Raw genomic sequence first — 18,916 nt, 5'->3', positions numbered from 1 at the left:
GTGGGGGCCGGGTCGGGGTCGCACACCGCCAGCGCTGACGGCATCATGCCGGCCGCACAGTGGCCGGGCTACGACATCGCGCACTGGACGGTGTCGCCGAATTGTGGTCTGGCCGACCGGTCGAAGTGCATTCCAGGGGATCCGACCAGCAACGTCACTTCCGCCGCGATCAGCCTTAGGTTCGGAACGTGTACTCCGGGCCAGACGTACCCGGTCCGGAGGTTCGTGCAGTATGCGACGCAGTACGACACCGCGCACAAGCTGGACGCCGACGAGACCGTGCTCACCTTCCCCGACCACGGCACGGCTGCTGCCTACCTGGCCGACGCCCACGCCGCGGGTTCGCCGAAGATCTGTCCCGGCACCTCCGGCGCGACCTCCGCGCCCGGCGTCAGCACGGCCGACGGCTTGTCCTGGGTGGTGGGCAACAAGGACGCCGTCACCTCGTACGCACACGGCTACCTTGTCCAGGTGGGCGATCGGGTAGCGGTGCTGCGGGTCAACCAGATGGATGCTGACTCCATGCAGAGCACTGCGAACGACGAACTGGTGCTCGCGGATATGGAGCAGGCGCTGGCGGAGTAGTGCAGGCGAAGTAGCCCACGCAGGAGGAAGGCCCGCCGATGCGACCGGCGGGCCTTTCGGATGTCGGCGTTGGATGCTGGCGGCCGTTCGTCCAGGTGTGGCCGTCTAGTTCGGCGGCTCAGCCGCCCCGGCCCCGGGCCCGCGGCGGTGTCGGCCCCTCAACCTTCACCGCCGCGCTAGCCCGCGGCCTTCTTGGTTCGCCGCCGTCCCGGCTGGTCGGCGAGGCGTGCGGAGCCTCGTCCTCCCGTTTTGCCGCCGGGGGGCGGCCTGGTCGGAAACACCTGGTGCCCGCGCCTGTCAGGGCTAGGCGGGCTGGTGTTCCCTCGCCAGTCTGTGGGGCCCGTTCGGCGCCTGGGCGCCGGAACCGGCCTCGAATACGCTACGCCCTGCGACCCAGGTGCGCAGCGGGTGGTACCCGTCGTCGAACCATGCCAGGTCGGCGCGGGCGCCGGGGGCGATGCGGCCCAGATCGGGCCGGCCCAGCGCGTCCGCGGGGACGCCGGTGGCGGCCGACAGGACCGACGCCTCGTCCAGGCCGATGCCGACCAGGTTGCGGATCGCGCGGTCCAGCGTCAGGGCCGAGCCGCCGATGACACCGGCCGCGTCGCGCGGTACGCCGTCCTCGCCGAGGTGGACCTTGATCCCGGACAACTCGTATTCGCCCGGGGGCATTCCGGCCGCCGCTATGGCGTCCGTCACCAGTGCCACCCGGCCGGCGGCGGCGCGCCAGAGGAGGGTGCAGATCTCGGGGGCCACGTGGTGCAGGTCCGCGATCAGGCCGCAGGTGAAGCGGGTGTCGTACAGTGCCGCTCCCGGGACTCCGGGCTCGCGGTGGTTCAGCGGGCGCTGGGCGTTGAAGATGTGGGTGATCAGCGTCGCGCCGGCGTCGGCGGCGGCCAGTACCTGTGCGGCCAGCGCGTCGGTGTGCCCCAGCGAGACGCGGATCCCGGCCTCGGCCAGGCGGCGCACCGCCTCCAGGCCGCCCTCGAGCTCCGGGGCCAGGGTCACCATGGTGACCAGGTCGCGGGTGCCCTCGGCGGTCAGCGTCGCCAGGACCGCGTCGATCCGGTCCGGCGTCGGGTCGACCAGGTACTGCGGGTCGTGCACGCCGGGGCGCTGTGGCGACAGGAAGGGTCCCTCCAGGTGGACCCCCATCGCCTGGGCGCCGCGCAGGGAGTTGATCACCGCGCCGGCGCGGTCCAGACCTGACAGCAGGGTCTGCATCGGCGCGGTGATGTACGTGGGCTGGAACGCGGTGACGCCGGTGCTCGGCAGCCGGTCGGAGACCAGTTGCCAGTCCTGCTCGGAGGCGTTGACGAAGTCGACGCCGAAGCAGCCGTTGGTCTGGATGTCCACCAGGCCCGGGGCCAGGACGCCGCGGTCCAGGGTTATGTCCGCCTCGGGCGAGGCGCCGTCCAGTACCTCGGCCACGACGCCGTCGTCCACGACGACGGTGGCGGGTCCCGCCAGGCGCCCGTCGAGCAGGACGCGCGGAGCTGAGATGCTGGTCACGAGAAAAGATTGTGGACTAGACCAATCGTGAATGTCTAGACCTGTGTTGGAATCGCAGCAAGATCGCTCAGTACCGAACGAATCTGTTCCACCTCGAAGTCGGACAAATCCGCCCGAGCCGTCACCCGCAATCGCGACTTTCCATCAGGGACCGACGGCGGTCGGAAGCAGCCGACGTGCAGTCCGCGCGCCAGGCAGAAGTCCCGTGCGGCCACCGCGGCTTCCGGCGCGCCCATGATGATCGACGTCACCGCGCCGCTCGGGGCGGTGGCCTGAAGGCCCAGTTCCAGGGCCAGTTCGTAGATCTCCCATGACCGCTTGCGCACCGTCTCCGGCAGCCCCGGATCGCGGCGGATCACCCGCAGCGCGGCCAGTGCGGCGCCGGCGGCGGCCGGGGCCAGCCCGGTGTCGAAGATCATCGACCGGGCCGCGTCCACCAGGTGTGCGATCAGCTCCGCCAAGCCCAGGACCGCCCCGCCCTGGGACGCCAGCGCCTTGGAGAGCGTGGCCGCCACGACCACGTCCGGCTCCCCGGCCAGCCCGGCGTCGAAAACGGCTCCACGGCCCTCAGGACCGGCCACACCGAACCCGTGCGCCTCGTCCACCACAAGGACCGCGCCGTGCGCTCTACAGGCCTCGTGGAGCTCTCTGAGGGGTGCCGTGTCCCCGTCGACGGAGAACAAGGACTCGACGACGACCAGAGCCCGCTCCTCGGCGCGGTCGGCCAGGGCCGCGGCGACGGCGTCCACATCGCTGTGCGCGGTGATGGCGATCCGGGCCCGCGACAGCCGGGCGGCGTCGATCAGGGACGCGTGGTTCAGGCTGTCCGAGACGATGAGATCGCCGCGGCCGGCCAGTGCGGTGATCACGCCGAGGTTCGCCAGGTAGCCGGAGGAGAACACCAGCCCGGCCTCCATCCCGGCGTGCGCGGCGAGTTCCGCCTCCAGCTCGGCGTGCAGCTCGGTGGTCCCGGTCACCAGGCGCGACCCGGTGGAGCCGGTGCCCCAGCGCCGCACCGCCTGGACCGCGGCCTCGACGACCTCCGGATGCCTGGTCAGGCCCAGGTAGTCGTTGCCCGCCAGGTCGATCAGCGGGGAGTCGGCGGCGCGCGGGACCAGGGTGCGGCGCAGGCCGGCGGCGCGGCGCTGGTCCGCGCGCTGGGTCAGCCAGGACAGCGGATGGTGCTGCCTCTCGTGCGGGGGACGGTCGTCGGTGCTCACGAAGCCAAGAGGCTACCCGGCCCGGAACCGGCTCCGGACCTGCCGGAACTTCCAAAACGATCGTGGGGGCCCTGGCCGGGTCGGCTATGAGTTTGCGGGCGCCGGCTTGTGATACCAAGAAGCATGCCGTCCATGAACGACCTGATCCACAACCGCACGGATCTCGACGCCGCGGATCTGGACTGGCTGCACCTGCTGATCGCCGACTGGCAGCTGCTGGCCGACCTGTCGTTCGCCGACCTGGTGCTGTGGGCGCCGCTGAAGGTGGACGACGGCACCGGCCCGACCGAGACGCCGCCGACCGGGGCGGGCTACGTGGCCGTGGCCCAGATGCGCCCGAACACCGGCCCCACCTGCTACACCGCCGACCTGGTCGGCTCGACCTTGAGGCGCGGCGAGCGGCCGATGCTGGACCTGGCCATCGACTCCGGGCGGATCCGGCGCGAGGGCGACCCGGAGTGGCGCGAGGACGTGCCGGTCCGGGTCGAGGCGATCCCGGTCCGCCGCGGGGACCGGGTGATCGCGGTGATCTCGCGCAACACCAACCTGCTCGCCGCCCGCACCCCGAGCCGCCTGGAGCTGACCTATCTGCAAACGGCGGCGGACCTCTCGCGGATGATCTCGGAGGGGATATTCCCCTACCCGGAGTCGCGCGATCAGCAGGACAACTCGCCCCGCGTCGGCGACGGGGTGATCCGGCTCGACGCCGAGGGCGCGGTCGTCTACGCCAGCCCCAACGCGCTGTCCGCCTACCACCGGCTCGGCTACGCCGCCGACATGGTGGGGGAGCACCTGGGCGACCTGACCGCCGCGCTGGCCCCGGTCCAGGGTGCGATGGAGGAGGCGCTGCAAGTGGTGGCCTCCGGCCGCAAGCCGCGGGAGGCCGAGGTCGAGGGCAACGGCACCGTGATCCAGCTGCGCGCCATCCCGCTGCGGCCCCAGGGCGAGCGCACCGGCGCGCTGGTCCTGGTGCACGACGTCACCGAGCTGCGCCGCCGCGAGCGCGAGCTGGTGAGCAAGGACGCGACGATCCGCGAGATCCACCACCGGGTGAAGAACAACCTTCAGACCGTGGCCGCGCTGCTGCGCCTGCAGGCCCGCCGGATCGACGACGGGACCGGCCGCGCCGCCCTGGAGGAGGCGGTCCGCCGGGTGGGTTCGATCGCGCTGGTCCACGAGACCCTGTCCCAGACCCTTGACGAGCGGGTGGACTTCGACGAGATCGCCGACCGGGTGCTGGCGATGGTGGTGGACGTCGGCGCCGGCGGTCCGGGCGGCCCCGGCGGGGTGAGCGTGCGCTCACGCCGGGTCGGCCGGTTCGGGGTCCTGCCGGCCCAGATCGCCACCCCGCTGTCCATGGTGCTGACCGAGGTGTTGCAGAACTCACTGGAACACGGCCTGGCCGACCGCGGCGGATCGCTCCAGGTCGAGGCGCACCGCTCCGGTCCCCGGCTGAGCGTGATCGTCACCGATGACGGAAACGGGCTCCCGGCGGGTTTCGACGCGGCCACGGCCGGGAACCTCGGTCTTCAGATCGTCAGAACACTTGTGCACGGCGATCTGAAGGGCACCTTCGATCTCCGGCCGGCCCCCAGCGGCCGGGGCGCGGTGGCCGTGCTGGACGTGGAAGTCGGTGAGGCGCCTGCTCCGAAGAGCTGAGGCACATCTCAACCGAAGAGCTGAGATTGAGCGAGAGGGCTACCCGGGGGCGCGTCAGAGTGGTAACAGAACTCCGCTACGCTAGGGGCGGAACCACCGGAGAAGACCCCGGGAAAACCAACAGAGCGGCCCAATGGACCGCTCAGTCTCGGCGTCCGTACTGCGGTCCAAGAACGCCGCAGCACGGAGATACGTATTCGATACGTACTTTGATGAAGTTGTCGTGCGGTCGTGCGAGAGCTTGCCGGAGGCAGGAAGCGGCAGGGCCTGGTCAGGCCATGCGGCTGCGAGCCCGGGCGGCACGGCGCTTCAGCGCGCGGCGCTCGTCCTCGCTCATCCCGCCCCAAACGCCGGCGTCCTGGCCGCTTTCCAGTGCCCACTGCAGGCACTGGTCGACCACGTCGCAACGGCGGCATACAGCCTTGGCATCTTCGATCTGCAGCAACGCCGGCCCGGTGTTCCCGATGGGGAAGAAGAGCTCTGGGTCCTCGTCACGGCAGGCAGCGCGGTGGCGCCAGTCCATGGGGTCCACTCCTTCGGATTAGTGGTGTACGTGCGTTCGGACGCCAGCGGCGGATGCGGCGACTCGACCAGGTCCCCCACGGCCCTGGCGGGTCCGGTCGCGTCCAGCGCTGCCGGGTACTACAGCCACAACGCCGGACGCGGGTGTCCGGTCACTGTGGTCTTGCTGTTGTACGTCTTCTGTACGGCTCTATCGGTCAGGCGGCGGGCCCGCCACTGGACGGCCGCCGCACGGGTTCGGCTCCCGCGCCCACCTTGTGAATGTGAACGCTTTCACTAGTAACTCCGGCGACCAGGACCACTCGAACAACTGGGCAGTTGGCCTCGGCGGAGATCGCTGACGCGCTCCGCGGACGAAGGCGAGACGCGAATCGGGGACCGCGACCCGGGTGATCCGCGTCACTTTCCCCTAGCGTCCAACCGCACCGGGCCGGGTGAACCTTCCGACAGGTGCCTCGTTAAAGGGTGTCAGGCGTTCCGGCCGATGCACAAGAGGTTGGTCCGATGTTTTTGGATTCCAGGGTGTCTCCTGCCTCACACCTTGCCTTCCAAGGGACGCGGGAGGTACCGATGACTAGTCCAAAGGCACTAGAGCGAACTAGTACCTGGGAATCCTCGGCGCTTCCGGCGCCCCGGCAACCGGCCGTGACTCCATGTCATCACATCGCGACCCGCAGCGCATCGCGAATCGCTCGGAACGTCACACTTTCGCGTAGTCCCAAGTGGTCCCCGTCGACCTGGAAGTCGGTCGGCACGTCGGCGGTGAGCGTGAATTCCGTCAGATCATGGTGCAGGCTGACATTCTTCCCGCGCACCAGCTTCTCGGTGGACGTGAACATCTGTCGCACTATCCGCAGCGCCGCCCGGCCGGACATTCTGGTGACGCCGAACAAGTCCAGACCGTCCTCGAACGAGGATTCCGGGGTGACCACGATCGGCTTGTTGCCGAGATAGGTCCACGGCGAAGTGTTGGTGACGATGGCCATGAACAGCCGTGGTATCTCCGTGCCGTCGGCCATCTTCATGCCGATCGGCGGATTCCTGCGGTCCAGGTCGCGCCAGTAATGCCGCAGCGCGGAGCGGATGTACAGGGATCCGGTCGACTTGTGCCCGGCACTGCGGCGTTCCTCCACTATCCCGACCACCGCGGCGTCGAATCCGTACCCGGCGGTGAAGGTGAAATAGCGGTCGTCGGCCAGGCCCATGGACACCGGCCGGCGGCGGTTCTCGTGGATCGCGTCCAGCAGGACGCCGGTGGCCTCCACCGGATCGTTCGGCAGCCCGAGCGCGCGGGCGAAGACGTTCGTCGACCCGCCGGGGACCACCCCGAGGTCCGGCAGGCGCCCGCCGGCCGGGACCCGGGCGGTCAGTATGCCGTTCACGACTTCGTTGACCGTGCCGTCGCCGCCGAGCGCGACGACCAGGTCCACCCCGTCCTCGGCGGCGGCGCGCGCCAACTCCACGGCGTGGCCGCGGTAGGCGGTCTCGCCGATCTCGGTTTCCAGCTCCCCGGCCAGTGCGTGCGCCAGCACTTCACGCGTGCGTTCGGTCGTGCTGGTGGCCTTGGGGTTCATGACCAGGAGCGCGCGCATGGGCACACGTTACTGGTTCGTATTACGACTGCGGTATGCGACCCGCCCGGTGCCCGGTCGGCCTGGCGGTTTGTAGAAGGCCGGCCGTTGCTACCCTCCTGAGTATGTCCAGCGATCCGACGCAAGCCGCCCCGACCCTCGCCGGTCCCGCCGAGCAGGTCCCGCGTCCGTTGACGGTCGTGGCCGCCATCACCGCGGTCCAGAGTGTGGTGGCGCTGGTCTACGCGCTGTGGCTGGTGGTCGAGTCGGTCACCGGGACCCCGCGGGAGCGTGGGCAGGCGATCGCGGTCGGTATCACGTTCCTGATCCTGGCCGTCCCGCTGCCGCTGGTGCCGCGCGCGCTCTCCCGGGCGAGCATGCGGGGCCGGACCCCGGCGGTGATGATGCAGCTGCTCGCGCTGTGGGTCGCCTACTTCATGGTCGAGGCGCACTTCTGGATCGGCGCGGTGCCGACGGTGGCCGCCGCCGTGGTCGGGCTGGTGTGCATCTTCACCCCGGCCTCGACCGCCGCGCTGACCCGGCACTGGCGCGAGGACGAGGACCCGGCCGCCGACCGGAAGTGACCCGGCGGGAGACGATCCGCGCGCTCAGAGCGGCGCGGGAAGTGAAAAGCGGCGGCCCATCGGGGCCGCCGCTTTCTACTTCTGGTCAGCTGATCACTCGTCGACCAGCAGCTGCGCCCGCAGCTGTTCCAGCGTCCGAGCCAGCAGCCGGGAGACGTGCATCTGCGAGATGCCGATCTCCTCGGCGATCTGCGACTGTGTCATGTTGCCGAAGAACCGCAGCAGCAGGATCTTCTTCTCCCGCGGCGGCAGCTGCTCCAGCAGCGGCTTGAGTGATTCGCGGTACTCCACGCCCTCCAGCGCCTCGTCCTCGCTGCCGAGGGAGTCCGCGACGGCCGGCGAGTCCTCGTCGCCGCCCTCGGAGACGTCCAGGGACAGCGTGGAGTAGGCGTTGGCCGACTCCAGGCCCTCCAGGACCTCTTCCTCGGAGATCTTGAGGTACTCGGCCAACTCGGCGACCGTGGGGGAGCGCCGGTTGCGCTGGGAGAGCTCGGAGGTGGCGCTGGTCAGCGACAGCCGGAGCTCCTGCAGGCGGCGGGGGACCCGGACCGCCCAGCCCTTGTCGCGGAAGTGGCGCTTGATCTCGCCGATCACGGTCGGCGTGGCGTAGGTCGAGAACTCCACGCCGCGCTCGGTGTCGAAGCGGTCCACCGACTTGATCAGGCCGATGGTCGCCACCTGGGTCAGGTCGTCCAGCGGCTCGCCGCGGTTGCGGAACCGCCGGGCCAGGTGCTCCACCAGCGGCAGGTGCATCTGGACCAGCTCGTCGCGGATCTGCTTGCGCTCGGTGGAGCCCTCGGGGAGCTCGTTGAGCCGGGCGAACAGCTCGCGGGCGCGGGCGTGCGCCTCGGCGTGCGGGCCGCCCTGGCGCGGCGGCCGGCGCAGCGGGTAGGTCGTCGGGGCGGCGGCCGGCGGGACGCTCTCGCCCTCGGGTTCGGCCTCGGCGACCGGGTCCTCGTGGTCCAGGTCGCCGCCGAGCACGTCCAGCTCCAGGCCGGGCTCGTCGAACTCGTGCTCGTGGTCCAGGTCCTGCTCGCCCTCCAGGGCGTCGTCGGCACCGGGGGCCGCTTCGCCGGCGGCGGCCGGCGCGGGCGCGGGCGTGCCCGGTTGCCCCTCGCCGTACCCGGCCCGCCGGGCGGCGGGGATCTCGTCGGGCTCGAAGGCGCGCACTGGGATCTCCTCGGCGGCGCTCACGGAGCTCCCACGCCGCGCTGCTTGAGCATGCTGATGGTGACGGTCTGCCCGATCCCGGCCCCGGCCGGGCCGTCGGGCCCGGCGGCCTCCGAGACGTACGCGTCGACCTGGCCGGCCAGCGCCGCCAGCACGGTCCACGCGAAGGTGTCCCGGGCCGGCGTCTTGCCGTCCAGCGTGGGCACCGAGACGTCCACCGCGAGCGCACCGTCCCGCAGTTCGAACCGGCACGTCAGCCCGGAGCCGGGTACCGCCTTGGTCAGCAGGATCGCGCACGCCTCGTCCACGGCGATGCGCAGGTCCTCGATCTCGTCCAAGGTGAAGTCCAGCCGGGCGGCCAACCCCGCCGTCGCCGTGCGCAGCACCGACAGGTACGCACCCTCGGCCGGGATGCGGACCTCGACGAAGTCCTGCGGGGCACCGTTTTGTTGTCCCATTCCGCTTCCTGCGCTCGTTGAGGCGATTGTGGGGACGGCTGACCGCTGGGCAGAGTGCTGATGCACGACACCTCCGCTGCTGGAGTGAATCATTCTGCTGCGGATCGTACGCTGAATGCGTGCCCGGGCGCGGCCCGGACGCACCCTCAGTGCTCGTCCCTCACACTCAACGTACCCCGAACGGGGGACAGAGGAGCCGTCCCGCGCCGGGGAAAAATCCGGCGCGGGACGGCTCGGGGACTACTGATCGTCATATCTGCCGATCAAGAGCGGTGGATCAGCCCTGCTTGGTCTCCCAGAAGATCTTGGAGATCTCCTCGATCTTCGCCAGCAGCTCCTCGGCCACGGCCGGATCCATGCTGCCCTTGGTACCGCCCGCGCCGGCCAGCTTGGTGGCCTCGTTGAACAGGGTGTTCAGCTGCGGGTACTTCTCGAAGTGCGGGGCCTTGAAGTAGTCGGTCCACAGCACCCACAGGTGGTGCTTCACCAGCTCGGAGCGCTGCTCCTTGATGACGATGGCCCGGGTCCGGAAGGCCTCGTCGGAGCTGTCGGCGTACTTCTTGGTGATCGCCAGGACCGATTCGGCCTCGATCCGGGCCTGGGCCGGGTCGTAGACGCCGCACGGCAGGTCGCAGTGAGCGTGGACAGCGGTGGTGCGGGAGAAGATCCGCGAGAACATGTCAGGTTCCCCTATCTGGTACGCCGGATAGCCGGACAACGTGATGCCACGACCCTACTCGGCCCCTGGGATCGGCGCGTGACAAGGTGGCGCGTGTGAGATCGGCGAGCGACCCGGGCCCCGCGCGGTGGTCCGTGCTGCGGGTGACCGGGCCCTCGATGGCCCCGGCGCTGCGGGACGGCGACTTCGTGCTGGCGCGCAGGACCCGCCCGGAACGGATCCGGGCCGGTGACGTCGTGGTGGCCCGCCATCCGGGGCGCGCGGACGGACTGCTCGTGATCAAGCGCGCCGCCCGGCGCGTGGGCGCGGGCTGGTGGCTGCTCAGCGACAACGACTTCGTGACGTCGGACTCGCGCGAGTTCGGCGCGGTGCCGGAGGCGGCGGTGCTGGCGCGGGCCGTGCTGCGGCTGCGGGATCCGTGCCGAATCGCACGGATCCCGAGCAGGGATCAGGTCCCGGAGTAACCCGGACTCGCCACGGCCCTGGTGCCCGGCGGCGTCCGTCGGGCTGTCGACCCGTGACGGACGCGCACAGCGGCTGAAGCGCACCTGGTGCTCGAAGCTCCCAGTGGGGCTGGGAACTACTCAGCGACCGGCGGACGCGCTCCCGGCCATCACCTTGGCGCCGGCGGCGGCCGTGGCGGCCGCGGTGGCCTCGGCCTCGCCGGCCGCGGCGGCGGCGCGGGCCTGTTCCTTGCGCCGGGCCCGGTAGGCGGCCACGTTCGCGCGGGTGGCGCAGCGGTCGGAGCAGTAGCGGCGCGAGCGGTTGGTGGAGGTGTCGATGAACACCTCGCGGCACGGCGCGGCCTGGCAGACGCCGAGCCGGTCGAAGCCGAGCTCGGTGGCCTGCACGGCCAGCCCCATGGCGGCCTTGGCGCCGTAGACCGCGGCGATCGTCGGCGCGCCCTCGGCCAGGTGCAGGTGCCAGGAGGCGCCGTCGTGGTCGGTGACCACCGGGCGGATCGGGTACTGCTTCATCAGGGAGTTGAGCACCTGGACGGCGCGCGGCACCCGGCCGGACTCGGCGGCGTCGAAGACCTCGCGGAGCCGGTCCCGGATGGCGCGCAGCTCCGCCACGTCGGCGTTGGTGACCCGGCACCTGCCTTCGGTCGCCAACAGCTCCTTGGCCTGCTCACACGTGGTGAGCGTGTCCCGGTGCCGATAGGGGTCGGCGGTGTTCACCAGCGACACCGCCCGGTCTGCGTAGGATGCGAGTTCCACGGTCTTCGTCCTTGTTCGCCATCAGTGGCGCCAGGCGCCCGATGCCCGACGTTCTGCTCGTTTAGTAGCCATGACGGTACGCCGTTCGGGTCCTGTACGCGAGGGTCAATTCATCACCGTTTCAACAATCACCTCATCCGATGTTTGTTGAGAACGTCCAAAAGGCTCTCGCGGGGCACCGGCCGGCGGTGCCCCGCGACGGAACTCAATCGCTCCAGCTCAGCGCACTTTCGCCAGGAACGCCTGGGTGCGCGCGTGTTGAGGTTCGGCGATGACCTGCCTGGCGTCTCCGTGCTCCACGATGATCCCGCCGTCCATGAACGCCACAGTGTCCCCGACGTCCCGGGCGAAGCCCATCTCGTGGGTCACCACGATCATCGTCATCCCGGACTCGGCGAGCTGGCGCATCACCGCCAGCACGTCCCCGACGAGTTCGGGGTCCAGGGCCGAGGTCGGCTCGTCGAACAGCATCAGCGCGGGCTGCATGGCCAGCGCCCGGGCGATCGCCACCCGCTGCTGCTGGCCGCCGGACAGCTGGGTGGGGTAGTTGCCGGCCTTGTCCGACAGCCCCACCTGCTCCAGGTGCTCGCGGGCTTCGGCGATGGCCACGCCCTTGGACTTGCCCAGGACCTGGATCGGCGCCTCGATGATGTTCTCCAGCGCGGTCATGTGCGGGAACAGGTTGAACCGCTGGAACACCATGCCGATCGTGCGCCGTTGTCTGGCGACGTCGCGGTCGTGCATCTCGTACAGCCGGTCGTTCTTATGGTGGTAGCCGACCAGCCGGTCGTGCACACTGATCCGCCCGGCGTCGACCTTCTCCAGGTGGTTCACGCAGCGCAACAAGGTCGACTTGCCCGAGCCGGAGGGGCCGATCAGGCAGGCCACCTCACCCTCGCGGACCGTCATGGACACGCCCCGCAGGACGGGCAGCCGGCCGAAGGACTTGTAGACCTTGTCGATCTCGACGGCCACCGCGTTGCTCGGGGCGTCGGGTACGAGGTCGGCGGTCATCGCAGCGTCTCCCTGATCTCCGCGGCGCGGCTGCGTCTGGTACGGAACAACAGGTTCGCGCGCAGCAGCTTCTGGAACGGCGTCGGCGGCAGGTTCCGGGTGGAGCCGCGGGCGTAGTGCCGCTCGATGTAGTACTGGCCGATGGACAGCACCGTGGTGAAGAACAGGTACCACAGCGAGGCCACCACGTAGAACGGGATCGCCTTGAAGTACAGGTGGATCGCCGACTCGCTGGCGTCGGTCAGCTCCACCACGCCGATCACCGAGGCCAGCGAGGAGGTCTTCAGCATGCTGATGACCTCGTTGCCGGTCGGCGGGATGATCACCCGCATCGCCTGCGGCAGCACGATCCGGCGCATGATCTTCGAGCGCCGCATGCCCAGCGAGGCCGCGGCCTCGCTCTGCCCCTCGTCCACCGACAGGATGCCGGCCCGGACGATCTCGGACATGTACGCGGCCTCGTTCAGGCCCAGGGCCAGCACCGCCGCGGTGAACGCGGTGATCGTGGAGTTGGTGTCCAGGTGGAAGAACTGCGGCCCGAACGGGACGCCGAAGCCGACCTGCTGGCCGACCAGCGCCGCGATGTTGTTCCAGAACAGCAGCTGGACCAGGACCGGGGTGCCGCGGAAGAACCACGTGTACAGCCACGCGGCGGTCGCCGACACCGGATTGCTGGACAGCCGCATCACCGCCAGTAGCACGCCGCCGACGATGCCGATGACCATCGCGTAGACGGTCAGCTCCAGGGTGACCCAGATCGCCTGGATGATGGTGTGCCAGAACAGCCACTGCCGGACCAGGTCCCAGCCGAAGTTCTTGTTGGTGACCAGCATGTGGGCGAACATGGCCACGAACAGCAGCAGGATGATCGCGCTGATCCATCGGCCGGGCCGGCGTACCCGCACCGCACGGATCGGGGCGGGTCCGATCGCCGCGGCGAGCGCGTCGTCCGCGCCCGCCGTCGGATTGTTGTCAGTCACCGGCGGCTCAGCTCGTCGCCTGGTTCAAGCCCGGGGTCGTGTAGTCGCCGGCCTGGATCCCGTACTTGCTGGTGAGCTTGTGGTAGGTGCCGTCGGCCACCAGGTCCTTCAGGGCGGCCAGGAACGCCTGCGACAACCCGCTGTTGGTCTTGGAGATGGCGATGCCGTAGGGGGCGCCGGAGTAGATCGCGCCGACCGCCTGGAAGTTGCCGCTGTTGGCGTAGTAGTCGACGACCGGGGAGTCGGCGAGCACCGCGTCGCAGCGGCCCGAGGACAGGGACTCGTTGATCTGGTCCTCGGTGTCCTGGGACAGGGTCTTGATGTCCTTCTTGCCGGCCGCCTCGCAGGCCTTGTTGCGGGTGGGGATGTCCGGGCTCTCCTGGATCGTCCCCTTCTCCACGCCGATCGTCAGGCCGCACAGCGACAGGTCGGTGGGGGAGTTGTCGGTCAGGTTCTTCGGGTTGCCCTTGAGGACCATCAGCTTGGTGCCGGCGTTGAAGTAGGTCACGAAGTCGTCGACGCCTTCGCGTTCCTTGTTGTCGGTGATCGAGGACATGCCGGCGTCGTACTTGTCGGTGGAGATGCCGGTCACGATGTCGTTGAAGGTGACGTTGGCGAAGTTGGCCTTCAGCCCCAGCTTCGCGGCGATCGCGTTGCCCATGTCCACGTCCCAGCCGACGATGTTGCCGTTCTGGTCCTTGGACTCGTTCGGCGGGTAGCTGGGGTCGGTGGCGATGGTGATGACGCCCTTGCTCTTGATCGCCGCCGGGACCAGCGCGGCGGCCGCGCTGTCGACGGAGCCCGAACCAGAGGAGGAGGCGGTCGAGGAACCGGAACTGGACGATCCGGCCGCGGACGAGGTGCTGCCGGTGGACGACGACCCGCCCGGCTTGCTGCCGCTTCCGCAACCGGCTGCGGTGAGGACCAGTGCGATCCCCGCGGCCCCGACTATGACGGCCCTGGAAGTTCTCCCGGCGCGCATGTGTTCTCCTCCTGGTGGGTGATCGATTACCCGCTCAAGCAATGTTCATGAGGTACGGTGCTGGAATCCTCGCATCGGCAAATGGCTGTTGAACATAGGCAGCCATGTAAAAATCGCATCACGGGCGAACCCCGTGCCGTCGGTGCGACAGCGTCGAACGGACCCATCGGTGCTCGTGGAACGCGGTACGGACCAACCTCCGACTGCAGTGAGACGACCCGGCGAGCCTCCCCTCCATCCCTCAACAGGTTCACGGTCCGGTCTTTCCCCGTTCCCTCAACAAGCCGCGCGCGGCAGCTAGGGGTAAGCCATGTCAGGGCAGCTCATCCCGACCCAGTCCATCCAGAGTGACCCCGCCGGAGGCGAGAAGCCGGTCTTCGACCTGCATCGCGGCGGCAAGATGGAGGTGCGCTCCACGGTCCCGCTCCGGGACCGCGCGGACCTCTCGCTGGCGTACACGCCGGGTGTCGCAGAGGTCTGCACCGCCATCGCCGAGCGTCCGGAGCTCGCGATGGACTACACCTGGAAGGCGAACACCGTCGCGGTGGTCACCGACGGGACCGCCGTGCTGGGCCTGGGCGACATCGGGCCGCTGGCCGCGCTCCCGGTGATGGAGGGCAAGGCGGTGCTGTTCAAGCAGTTCGGCGGCGTCGACGCCGTCCCGATCTGCCTGGACTGCACGGACGTGGACGAACTGGTGGAGACCGTGGCCCGGCTGGCCCCGGCCTTCGGCGGCATCAACCTGGAGGACATCTCCGCGCCGCGCTGCTTCGAGGTGGAGCGCCGGCTCCAGGAGCGGCTGGACATCCCGGTGTTCCACGACGACCAGCACGGCACGGCGATCGTGCTGCTGGCCGCGCTGCGCAACGCCGCCGAGGTGGTGGACCGGCCGCTGGCCGACCTGCGCGCGGTGATCTCCGGCGCCGGCGCGGCCGGCGTGGCGATCGCCAAGATCCTGCTGGACGCCGGGATCGGCGACCTGACCGTGGTGGACTCCCGCGGGATCGTCTCGGCGGCGCGCACCGGCCTGACCCCGGTCAAGACCGAACTGGCGGCGATCACCAACCGCTCCGGCCTGACCGGCGGGCTGGCCGAGGCGATGCGCGGAGCCGACGTCTTCATCGGCGTGTCCAGCGGCCGGGTCCCCGAGGAGTACGTGGCCACCATGGCCCCGAACGCGATCATCGCGGCGATGGCCAATCCCGACCCGGAGATCCACCCGGACGTGGCGCACAAGTACGCGGCGGTCGTGGCCACCGGGCGCTCCGACTTCCCCAACCAGATCAACAACGTCCTGGCCTTCCCGGGCGTCTTCGCCGGGGCCCTGTCGGTGCGCGCCTCCCGGATCACCGAGGGCATGAAGCTGGCCGCCGCCGAGGCCCTGGCCGCTGTGGTCGCCGGTGAGCTGGCCCCGGACAAGGTGATCCCGAGCCCCTTCGACGAGCGCGTCGCGCCCGCGGTCACCGCGGCCGTGGCCGACGCCGCCCGCCGTGACGGGGTCGCGCGACTGTAGCCGAGGCTGTATTAATGCTCACGGAACACCGGTGTGCGGCGGCTGCTCAGGAGCCGCCGGGCGCCGGTGTCCGTCATTGACGGCCTTTCGCTACTTTCCTCACCCCGCGAGGATCGGCCTTAGGCAGACGGCGGCTTTCCCGCCTTCACGGCGCGGATCCCGAACATGTCGGGGATGTCGGCCGCCCCGGACTCGGCGGTCCGTACCAGGTGCAGGCCGGCCGCCGTGAAGGCGTTCAGCAGGTCGGACAGCGGGACGTGCCAGGCGCCGACCCGGCTGCGGACGCCGGTGGCGTTCCACGAGTCGAAGCTGCGGGACCGGTCGCCGTAGCGCTGGTCGATCGTGATGCGCTCCGGATCGGTGCGGTCGGCGAAGGAGCCGACGTAGCACGGGTGCAGTCCGATGTGGGCGAAAACGCCGCCGGGGCGCAGCACGCGCGCTATCTCGCGGACGGCCCCGGGGTAGTCGGGCATGTCGGTGCTCGCCAGCACGCAGGAGACGGCCGACACGGAGCCGTCGGCGATCGGGAGCCGGGTGGCGTCCGCCGCGGCCACCGGCAGCCGGGCTCGGGCGTGGCGCAGCTGGCCGCGCGACAGGTCGACCCCGACCGGGCTCCAGCCCAGCTGCTCCAGCACCGCGGCATGGGCCCCGGTGCCGCAGCACACGTCCAGGCAGGTGCCGGACCCGGGCCCGAGCAGGCCGCCGAGCACGCCGTGCAGACGCTCGATGTAGTCGCCGCTCACCGCGGGCGACATGTAGTCGTTGTACCAATCAGCGAACGGGTCGTAGGCCGCGGCCGTCTCGGTCTCCACACTCCCGAGGCTACGCATCCCGGCCACACTGTGCGGGCGCCATGGCGCCCTCGCCGCGCATGCGGTGAAGTGGAGGCATGACCTCTCACGATCCTGATGCCCGAGTCCTCGCCTTCGACCTAGACGGCACCCTCGCCGAATCCAAGTCCGCGATCACCCCGCGCATGGCCGGCCTGCTGGTCCGGCTGCTGGACGAGGTCCAGGTGTGCATCATCTCCGGCGGTGCGTTCCCCCAGTTCCAGGCCCAGGTCCTGGACCACCTGCGGGCCGCCCCGGAACAGCTGGCCCGGCTGAACCTGATGCCCACCAACGGCACCCGCTACTACCTGTACCGCGACAGCGCGTGGCGCGAGATCTACGCCGAAGACCTGCCGGAGGAGACGAAGCGCAAGGTCATCGACGTCCTGACCGAGGGCGCCAAGACTCTCGGCCTGTGGGAGCAGGACACCTGGGGCGACATCGTCGAGGATCGCGGCAGCCAGATCACCTTCTCCGCCCTCGGCCAACAGGCACCCGTGGCCGCGAAGACCGCCTGGGACCCGGACGGCTCCAAGAAGGAACGCCTGCGCTCCTGGGCCGCCGAACGCCTCCCGGGCTTGGAGGTGCGCAGTGGCGGCACCACCTCGATCGACGTCACGGCGCAGGGCATCGACAAGGCTTACGGCATGCGCAAGCTGATGGCCGAGCTGCACGTCGGGATGGGCGACATCCTGTTCGCCGGGGACCGGCTGGAGCCGCAGGGGAACGACCACCCGGTCGAGGCGATGGGGATCCGGTCGGTGGCGGTGAAGCGGTGGCAGGACACTGCGGACTTCGTGGAGCGGTGGTTGGAGAGCTAGGAGGCTGGCTGGTCGCGGGATGCTGCTTCCGCGGCGACTCGGTCTCGCGCTCGCCCGAGCTCGCCGGACCTTGTCGGCGCTACAAGATCCCGGCTGGTCGCGGGATGCTACTTCCGCTACGCCTCGGGCTCGGAATCGGCCTCGACCTCGCGCTCGCCTGAGCTCGCCGGACCTTGTCGGCGCTACAAGATCTGCTTCAGGACCGGCTCGGCCTTACTCTTCGCCATCAGCCGTGCCCAGCCACGCGCCTGGGGCGTCGGCAGCCGCATCGGGGCGGCGACCCGCAGCAGGTCGCCGTCCTCCGGCACCCGGCGCTCGCCGTCCGGTGTGACCAGACACCAGCGGTCCTCGACCAGGCGCGGCAGCCCCGGCCGCCATTCATCGCCGTCGCTCAGCTCCCACAGCAGTGTCCTGGCCAGCGGGCCGGTGACCGGGTGCGTGATGTAGTGCTCGATCCAGTCGTCCGTGGGGATCTCGCGGTGCTCCTTCTGCGCCGACTCCAGGCGGGTGCGGGCCGCGCGCACCGCCGTACGCAGTTTGGCGGCCAGCTCTGTGACCTCGCCCAGCGCGCCCTGGTCGACGGTCGCGGCCGTCGGCTTGCCGGCCAGTGCCCGGCCGTCGCCCGAGGCCCGGCCGCGGCTCTCGTGGTAGCCGACCTTCACCCGGCCGCCGGCCTCGACCCGCACCACCGCGACGTGGTCCGGTCCCAGCGTGATCCGTCGGCGGCTGTCCCGGTCCAGGCCGAAGGTGTCGACGCTCCACTCCGGGGCGTCCGACAGGGTGCGCAGCCGACGCTTCAGCTCCGCGTACGCCGCCTTCCGCACCGCCGCCAACGGTGCCTCGGAAGCCAGCCGGTGCAACGCCGGCGGCACCAACTCCCCGGGTACCGTGCCGAGCGCCCGGACCGCGGCCCGCGCCAGGGGCGTCGACCAGGTCGTGAGCCCGGACTCCTGGGTGGCCAGCCGGACCAGCAGCGGCACCGCCTCCTCGGCGGGCAACAGAGCCATGGCCCTGATGACGCCGGCGACGAACTCGGCGGACTCCGGCCAGGCCGCGTGCTCCTTCCCGGCCAGACGGTGCAGCGCGACCCCTGCCTGCGGCGCCTGGACCTGACGGCGCGCGAGGGCCGGCTGCCACTGTGAGCCGAGCTCACAGTGGTCCAGCAGATCGCCGACGCCGGGATCATCCGCGAGCGGACCGAGCAGCCGCGCATACCTGCCGACCTCGAGCTCACGCCACGGGACGCGGTCCGAAGCCTCGGGCGGAGCCGGTTCCCCATCGGAGGCAACCTGCGAAGCGGCCAACGCCTGTCGATCGTTGCCGCCTGGCTCCAGTTCCGCCGGCTCCGGCACCGTCGGCTCCGGTTCCGCCGTCCCCTGGGCGCCGGCTCGCGGCTGTGCCGCTGCCGCCGCCTGGACACCGCTCTCCGGCTGCGCCGCCTCCGCCGCGCCGCGCCGCTCACGCCGCCTTGACGACGTTCCAGGTTAGCCGCCTAGGCGCGCCGTGAGGCTCAGGTGTTCTTCAAGAAGCCTTAACCTCCGTCTTTCACCAAGAGCATGATCGGGTCGTCTGATTCAGGGTGCTGATGGTTTCCGG

Annotated in this window: 19 protein-coding genes; 6 read left to right on the top strand and 13 right to left on the bottom strand. The window is 70.3% G+C overall.

The features are described from left to right. Positions 1-585: hypothetical protein (locus IZR01_RS37540; protein WP_194896470.1), on the top strand; the 585-nt coding region annotated here is incomplete at its 5' end. Positions 586-888: 303 nt separating this feature from the next. Here IZR01_RS37540 and nagA read toward each other — a convergent pair. After that, positions 889-2,097 carry an N-acetylglucosamine-6-phosphate deacetylase gene (gene nagA / locus IZR01_RS37535; protein ID WP_194896469.1) on the bottom strand — a complete coding sequence of 403 codons (1,209 nt, stop codon included), beginning with the start codon at positions 2,095-2,097 and terminating at the stop codon, positions 889-891. Between the two features lie 35 nt (positions 2,098-2,132). Beyond that, the gene (locus IZR01_RS37530) at positions 2,133-3,317 is read right to left on the bottom strand and encodes an 8-amino-7-oxononanoate synthase (protein ID WP_323747219.1); all 1,185 of its coding nucleotides are present in this window, start codon (positions 3,315-3,317) and stop codon (positions 2,133-2,135) included. 132 nt (positions 3,318-3,449) lie between these two features. On the opposite strand from IZR01_RS37530, the gene IZR01_RS37525 reads away from it, so the two are divergent. Beyond that, complete coding sequence (locus IZR01_RS37525; RefSeq protein ID WP_194926628.1) at positions 3,450-4,976, top strand: sensor histidine kinase; 1,527 nt, start codon at positions 3,450-3,452, stop codon at positions 4,974-4,976. Positions 4,977-5,247: 271 nt separating this feature from the next. Here the strand turns inward: IZR01_RS37525 and IZR01_RS37520 are convergent, their stop codons facing one another. Both IZR01_RS37520 and IZR01_RS37515 read right to left on the bottom strand, forming a co-directional pair. Continuing rightward, on the bottom strand, positions 5,248-5,499 hold the full coding sequence (locus IZR01_RS37520; RefSeq protein WP_015796260.1) for a WhiB family transcriptional regulator: 252 nt from the start codon (positions 5,497-5,499) through the stop codon (positions 5,248-5,250). A gap of 658 nt (positions 5,500-6,157) precedes the next feature. Beyond that, on the bottom strand, positions 6,158-7,090 hold the full coding sequence (locus tag IZR01_RS37515) for a diacylglycerol/lipid kinase family protein (RefSeq protein WP_194926627.1): 933 nt from the start codon (positions 7,088-7,090) through the stop codon (positions 6,158-6,160). Positions 7,091-7,194: 104 nt separating this feature from the next. Between IZR01_RS37515 and IZR01_RS37510 the strand changes: the two genes are divergently transcribed. Further along, complete coding sequence (locus tag IZR01_RS37510) at positions 7,195-7,653, top strand: hypothetical protein (protein WP_194926626.1); 459 nt, start codon at positions 7,195-7,197, stop codon at positions 7,651-7,653. 93 nt (positions 7,654-7,746) lie between these two features. Here IZR01_RS37510 and IZR01_RS37505 read toward each other — a convergent pair whose 3' ends face one another. From IZR01_RS37505 to sodN, 3 genes are all read right to left on the bottom strand, one after another. Beyond that, positions 7,747-8,847: an RNA polymerase sigma factor SigF gene (locus tag IZR01_RS37505; RefSeq protein ID WP_323747218.1), complete on the bottom strand. Its 1,101-nt coding sequence runs from the start codon at positions 8,845-8,847 to the stop codon at positions 7,747-7,749. Next, positions 8,844-9,281, bottom strand: coding sequence for an ATP-binding protein (locus tag IZR01_RS37500; protein ID WP_194896465.1), 438 nt, complete (start codon positions 9,279-9,281; stop codon positions 8,844-8,846). Before IZR01_RS37500 ends, IZR01_RS37505 begins: the two co-directional genes overlap by 4 nt. Positions 9,282-9,558: 277 nt before the next feature. Beyond that, positions 9,559-9,960 carry a superoxide dismutase, Ni gene (sodN, locus tag IZR01_RS37495; protein WP_194896464.1) on the bottom strand — a complete coding sequence of 134 codons (402 nt, stop codon included), beginning with the start codon at positions 9,958-9,960 and terminating at the stop codon, positions 9,559-9,561. Between the two features lie 95 nt (positions 9,961-10,055). Between sodN and sodX the strand changes: the two genes are divergently transcribed. Continuing rightward, positions 10,056-10,424, top strand: coding sequence for a nickel-type superoxide dismutase maturation protease (gene sodX, locus IZR01_RS37490; RefSeq protein ID WP_323747217.1), 369 nt, complete (start codon positions 10,056-10,058; stop codon positions 10,422-10,424). 120 nt (positions 10,425-10,544) lie between these two features. Here the strand turns inward: sodX and IZR01_RS53720 are convergent, their stop codons facing one another. From IZR01_RS53720 to IZR01_RS37470, 4 genes are all read right to left on the bottom strand, one after another. Beyond that, positions 10,545-11,180, bottom strand: a complete 636-nt coding sequence (locus IZR01_RS53720; protein WP_194926625.1) for a CGNR zinc finger domain-containing protein — start codon at positions 11,178-11,180, stop codon at positions 10,545-10,547. Positions 11,181-11,399: 219 nt separating this feature from the next. Continuing rightward, the gene (locus tag IZR01_RS37480; RefSeq protein ID WP_194896462.1) at positions 11,400-12,194 is read right to left on the bottom strand and encodes an amino acid ABC transporter ATP-binding protein; all 795 of its coding nucleotides are present in this window, start codon (positions 12,192-12,194) and stop codon (positions 11,400-11,402) included. Next, entirely contained in the window at positions 12,191-13,174 is a 984-nt protein-coding gene (locus IZR01_RS37475; RefSeq protein WP_194896461.1) for an amino acid ABC transporter permease, read from the bottom strand. Before IZR01_RS37475 ends, IZR01_RS37480 begins: the two co-directional genes overlap by 4 nt. A 7-nt stretch (positions 13,175-13,181) precedes the next feature. Further along, positions 13,182-14,156, bottom strand: a complete 975-nt coding sequence (locus IZR01_RS37470) for an ABC transporter substrate-binding protein (protein WP_194896460.1) — start codon at positions 14,154-14,156, stop codon at positions 13,182-13,184. Positions 14,157-14,466: 310 nt separating this feature from the next. Here IZR01_RS37470 and IZR01_RS37465 point away from each other — a divergent pair, with 310 nt between their 5' ends. Beyond that, positions 14,467-15,669, top strand: coding sequence for an NAD(P)-dependent malic enzyme (locus IZR01_RS37465; protein ID WP_194896459.1), 1,203 nt, complete (start codon positions 14,467-14,469; stop codon positions 15,667-15,669). A gap of 119 nt (positions 15,670-15,788) precedes the next feature. Here IZR01_RS37465 and IZR01_RS37460 read toward each other — a convergent pair whose 3' ends face one another. Then, positions 15,789-16,481 carry a class I SAM-dependent methyltransferase gene (locus tag IZR01_RS37460; protein ID WP_323746480.1) on the bottom strand — a complete coding sequence of 231 codons (693 nt, stop codon included), beginning with the start codon at positions 16,479-16,481 and terminating at the stop codon, positions 15,789-15,791. 77 nt (positions 16,482-16,558) lie between these two features. Between IZR01_RS37460 and IZR01_RS37455 the strand changes: the two genes are divergently transcribed. Further along, on the top strand, positions 16,559-17,320 hold the full coding sequence (locus IZR01_RS37455; RefSeq protein WP_194926624.1) for an HAD-IIB family hydrolase: 762 nt from the start codon (positions 16,559-16,561) through the stop codon (positions 17,318-17,320). Positions 17,321-17,502: 182 nt separating this feature from the next. Here the strand turns inward: IZR01_RS37455 and IZR01_RS37450 are convergent, their stop codons facing one another. Then, positions 17,503-18,672, bottom strand: coding sequence for a DUF4132 domain-containing protein (locus IZR01_RS37450; RefSeq protein WP_194926623.1), 1,170 nt, complete (start codon positions 18,670-18,672; stop codon positions 17,503-17,505). Positions 18,673-18,916: the final 244 nt, after the last annotated feature.

The sequence above is a fragment of the Catenulispora pinisilvae genome (assembly GCF_015356865.1).
GTDB lineage: Bacteria > Actinomycetota > Actinomycetes > Streptomycetales > Catenulisporaceae > Catenulispora > Catenulispora pinisilvae.
Note: the sequence above shows the minus strand (reverse complement) of the source record. Positions and strands in the feature narration are given on the sequence as shown.

What these genes read in the sequence shown, in the direction of transcription:
- IZR01_RS37525 (WP_194926628.1), top strand. Translation starts at nt 3,450, where the DNA reads ATGAACGACCTGATCCACAACCGCACGGATCTCGACGCCGCGGATCTG.
- IZR01_RS37520 (WP_015796260.1), bottom strand. Translation starts at nt 5,499, where the DNA reads ATGGACTGGCGCCACCGCGCTGCCTGCCGTGACGAGGACCCAGAGCTC.
- IZR01_RS37515 (WP_194926627.1), bottom strand. Translation starts at nt 7,090, where the DNA reads ATGCGCGCGCTCCTGGTCATGAACCCCAAGGCCACCAGCACGACCGAA.
- IZR01_RS37510 (WP_194926626.1), top strand. Translation starts at nt 7,195, where the DNA reads ATGTCCAGCGATCCGACGCAAGCCGCCCCGACCCTCGCCGGTCCCGCC.
- IZR01_RS37500 (WP_194896465.1), bottom strand. Translation starts at nt 9,281, where the DNA reads ATGGGACAACAAAACGGTGCCCCGCAGGACTTCGTCGAGGTCCGCATC.
- sodN (WP_194896464.1), bottom strand. Translation starts at nt 9,960, where the DNA reads ATGTTCTCGCGGATCTTCTCCCGCACCACCGCTGTCCACGCTCACTGC.
- IZR01_RS37480 (WP_194896462.1), bottom strand. Translation starts at nt 12,194, where the DNA reads ATGACCGCCGACCTCGTACCCGACGCCCCGAGCAACGCGGTGGCCGTC.
- IZR01_RS37470 (WP_194896460.1), bottom strand. Translation starts at nt 14,156, where the DNA reads ATGCGCGCCGGGAGAACTTCCAGGGCCGTCATAGTCGGGGCCGCGGGG.
- IZR01_RS37465 (WP_194896459.1), top strand. Translation starts at nt 14,467, where the DNA reads ATGTCAGGGCAGCTCATCCCGACCCAGTCCATCCAGAGTGACCCCGCC.
- IZR01_RS37455 (WP_194926624.1), top strand. Translation starts at nt 16,559, where the DNA reads ATGACCTCTCACGATCCTGATGCCCGAGTCCTCGCCTTCGACCTAGAC.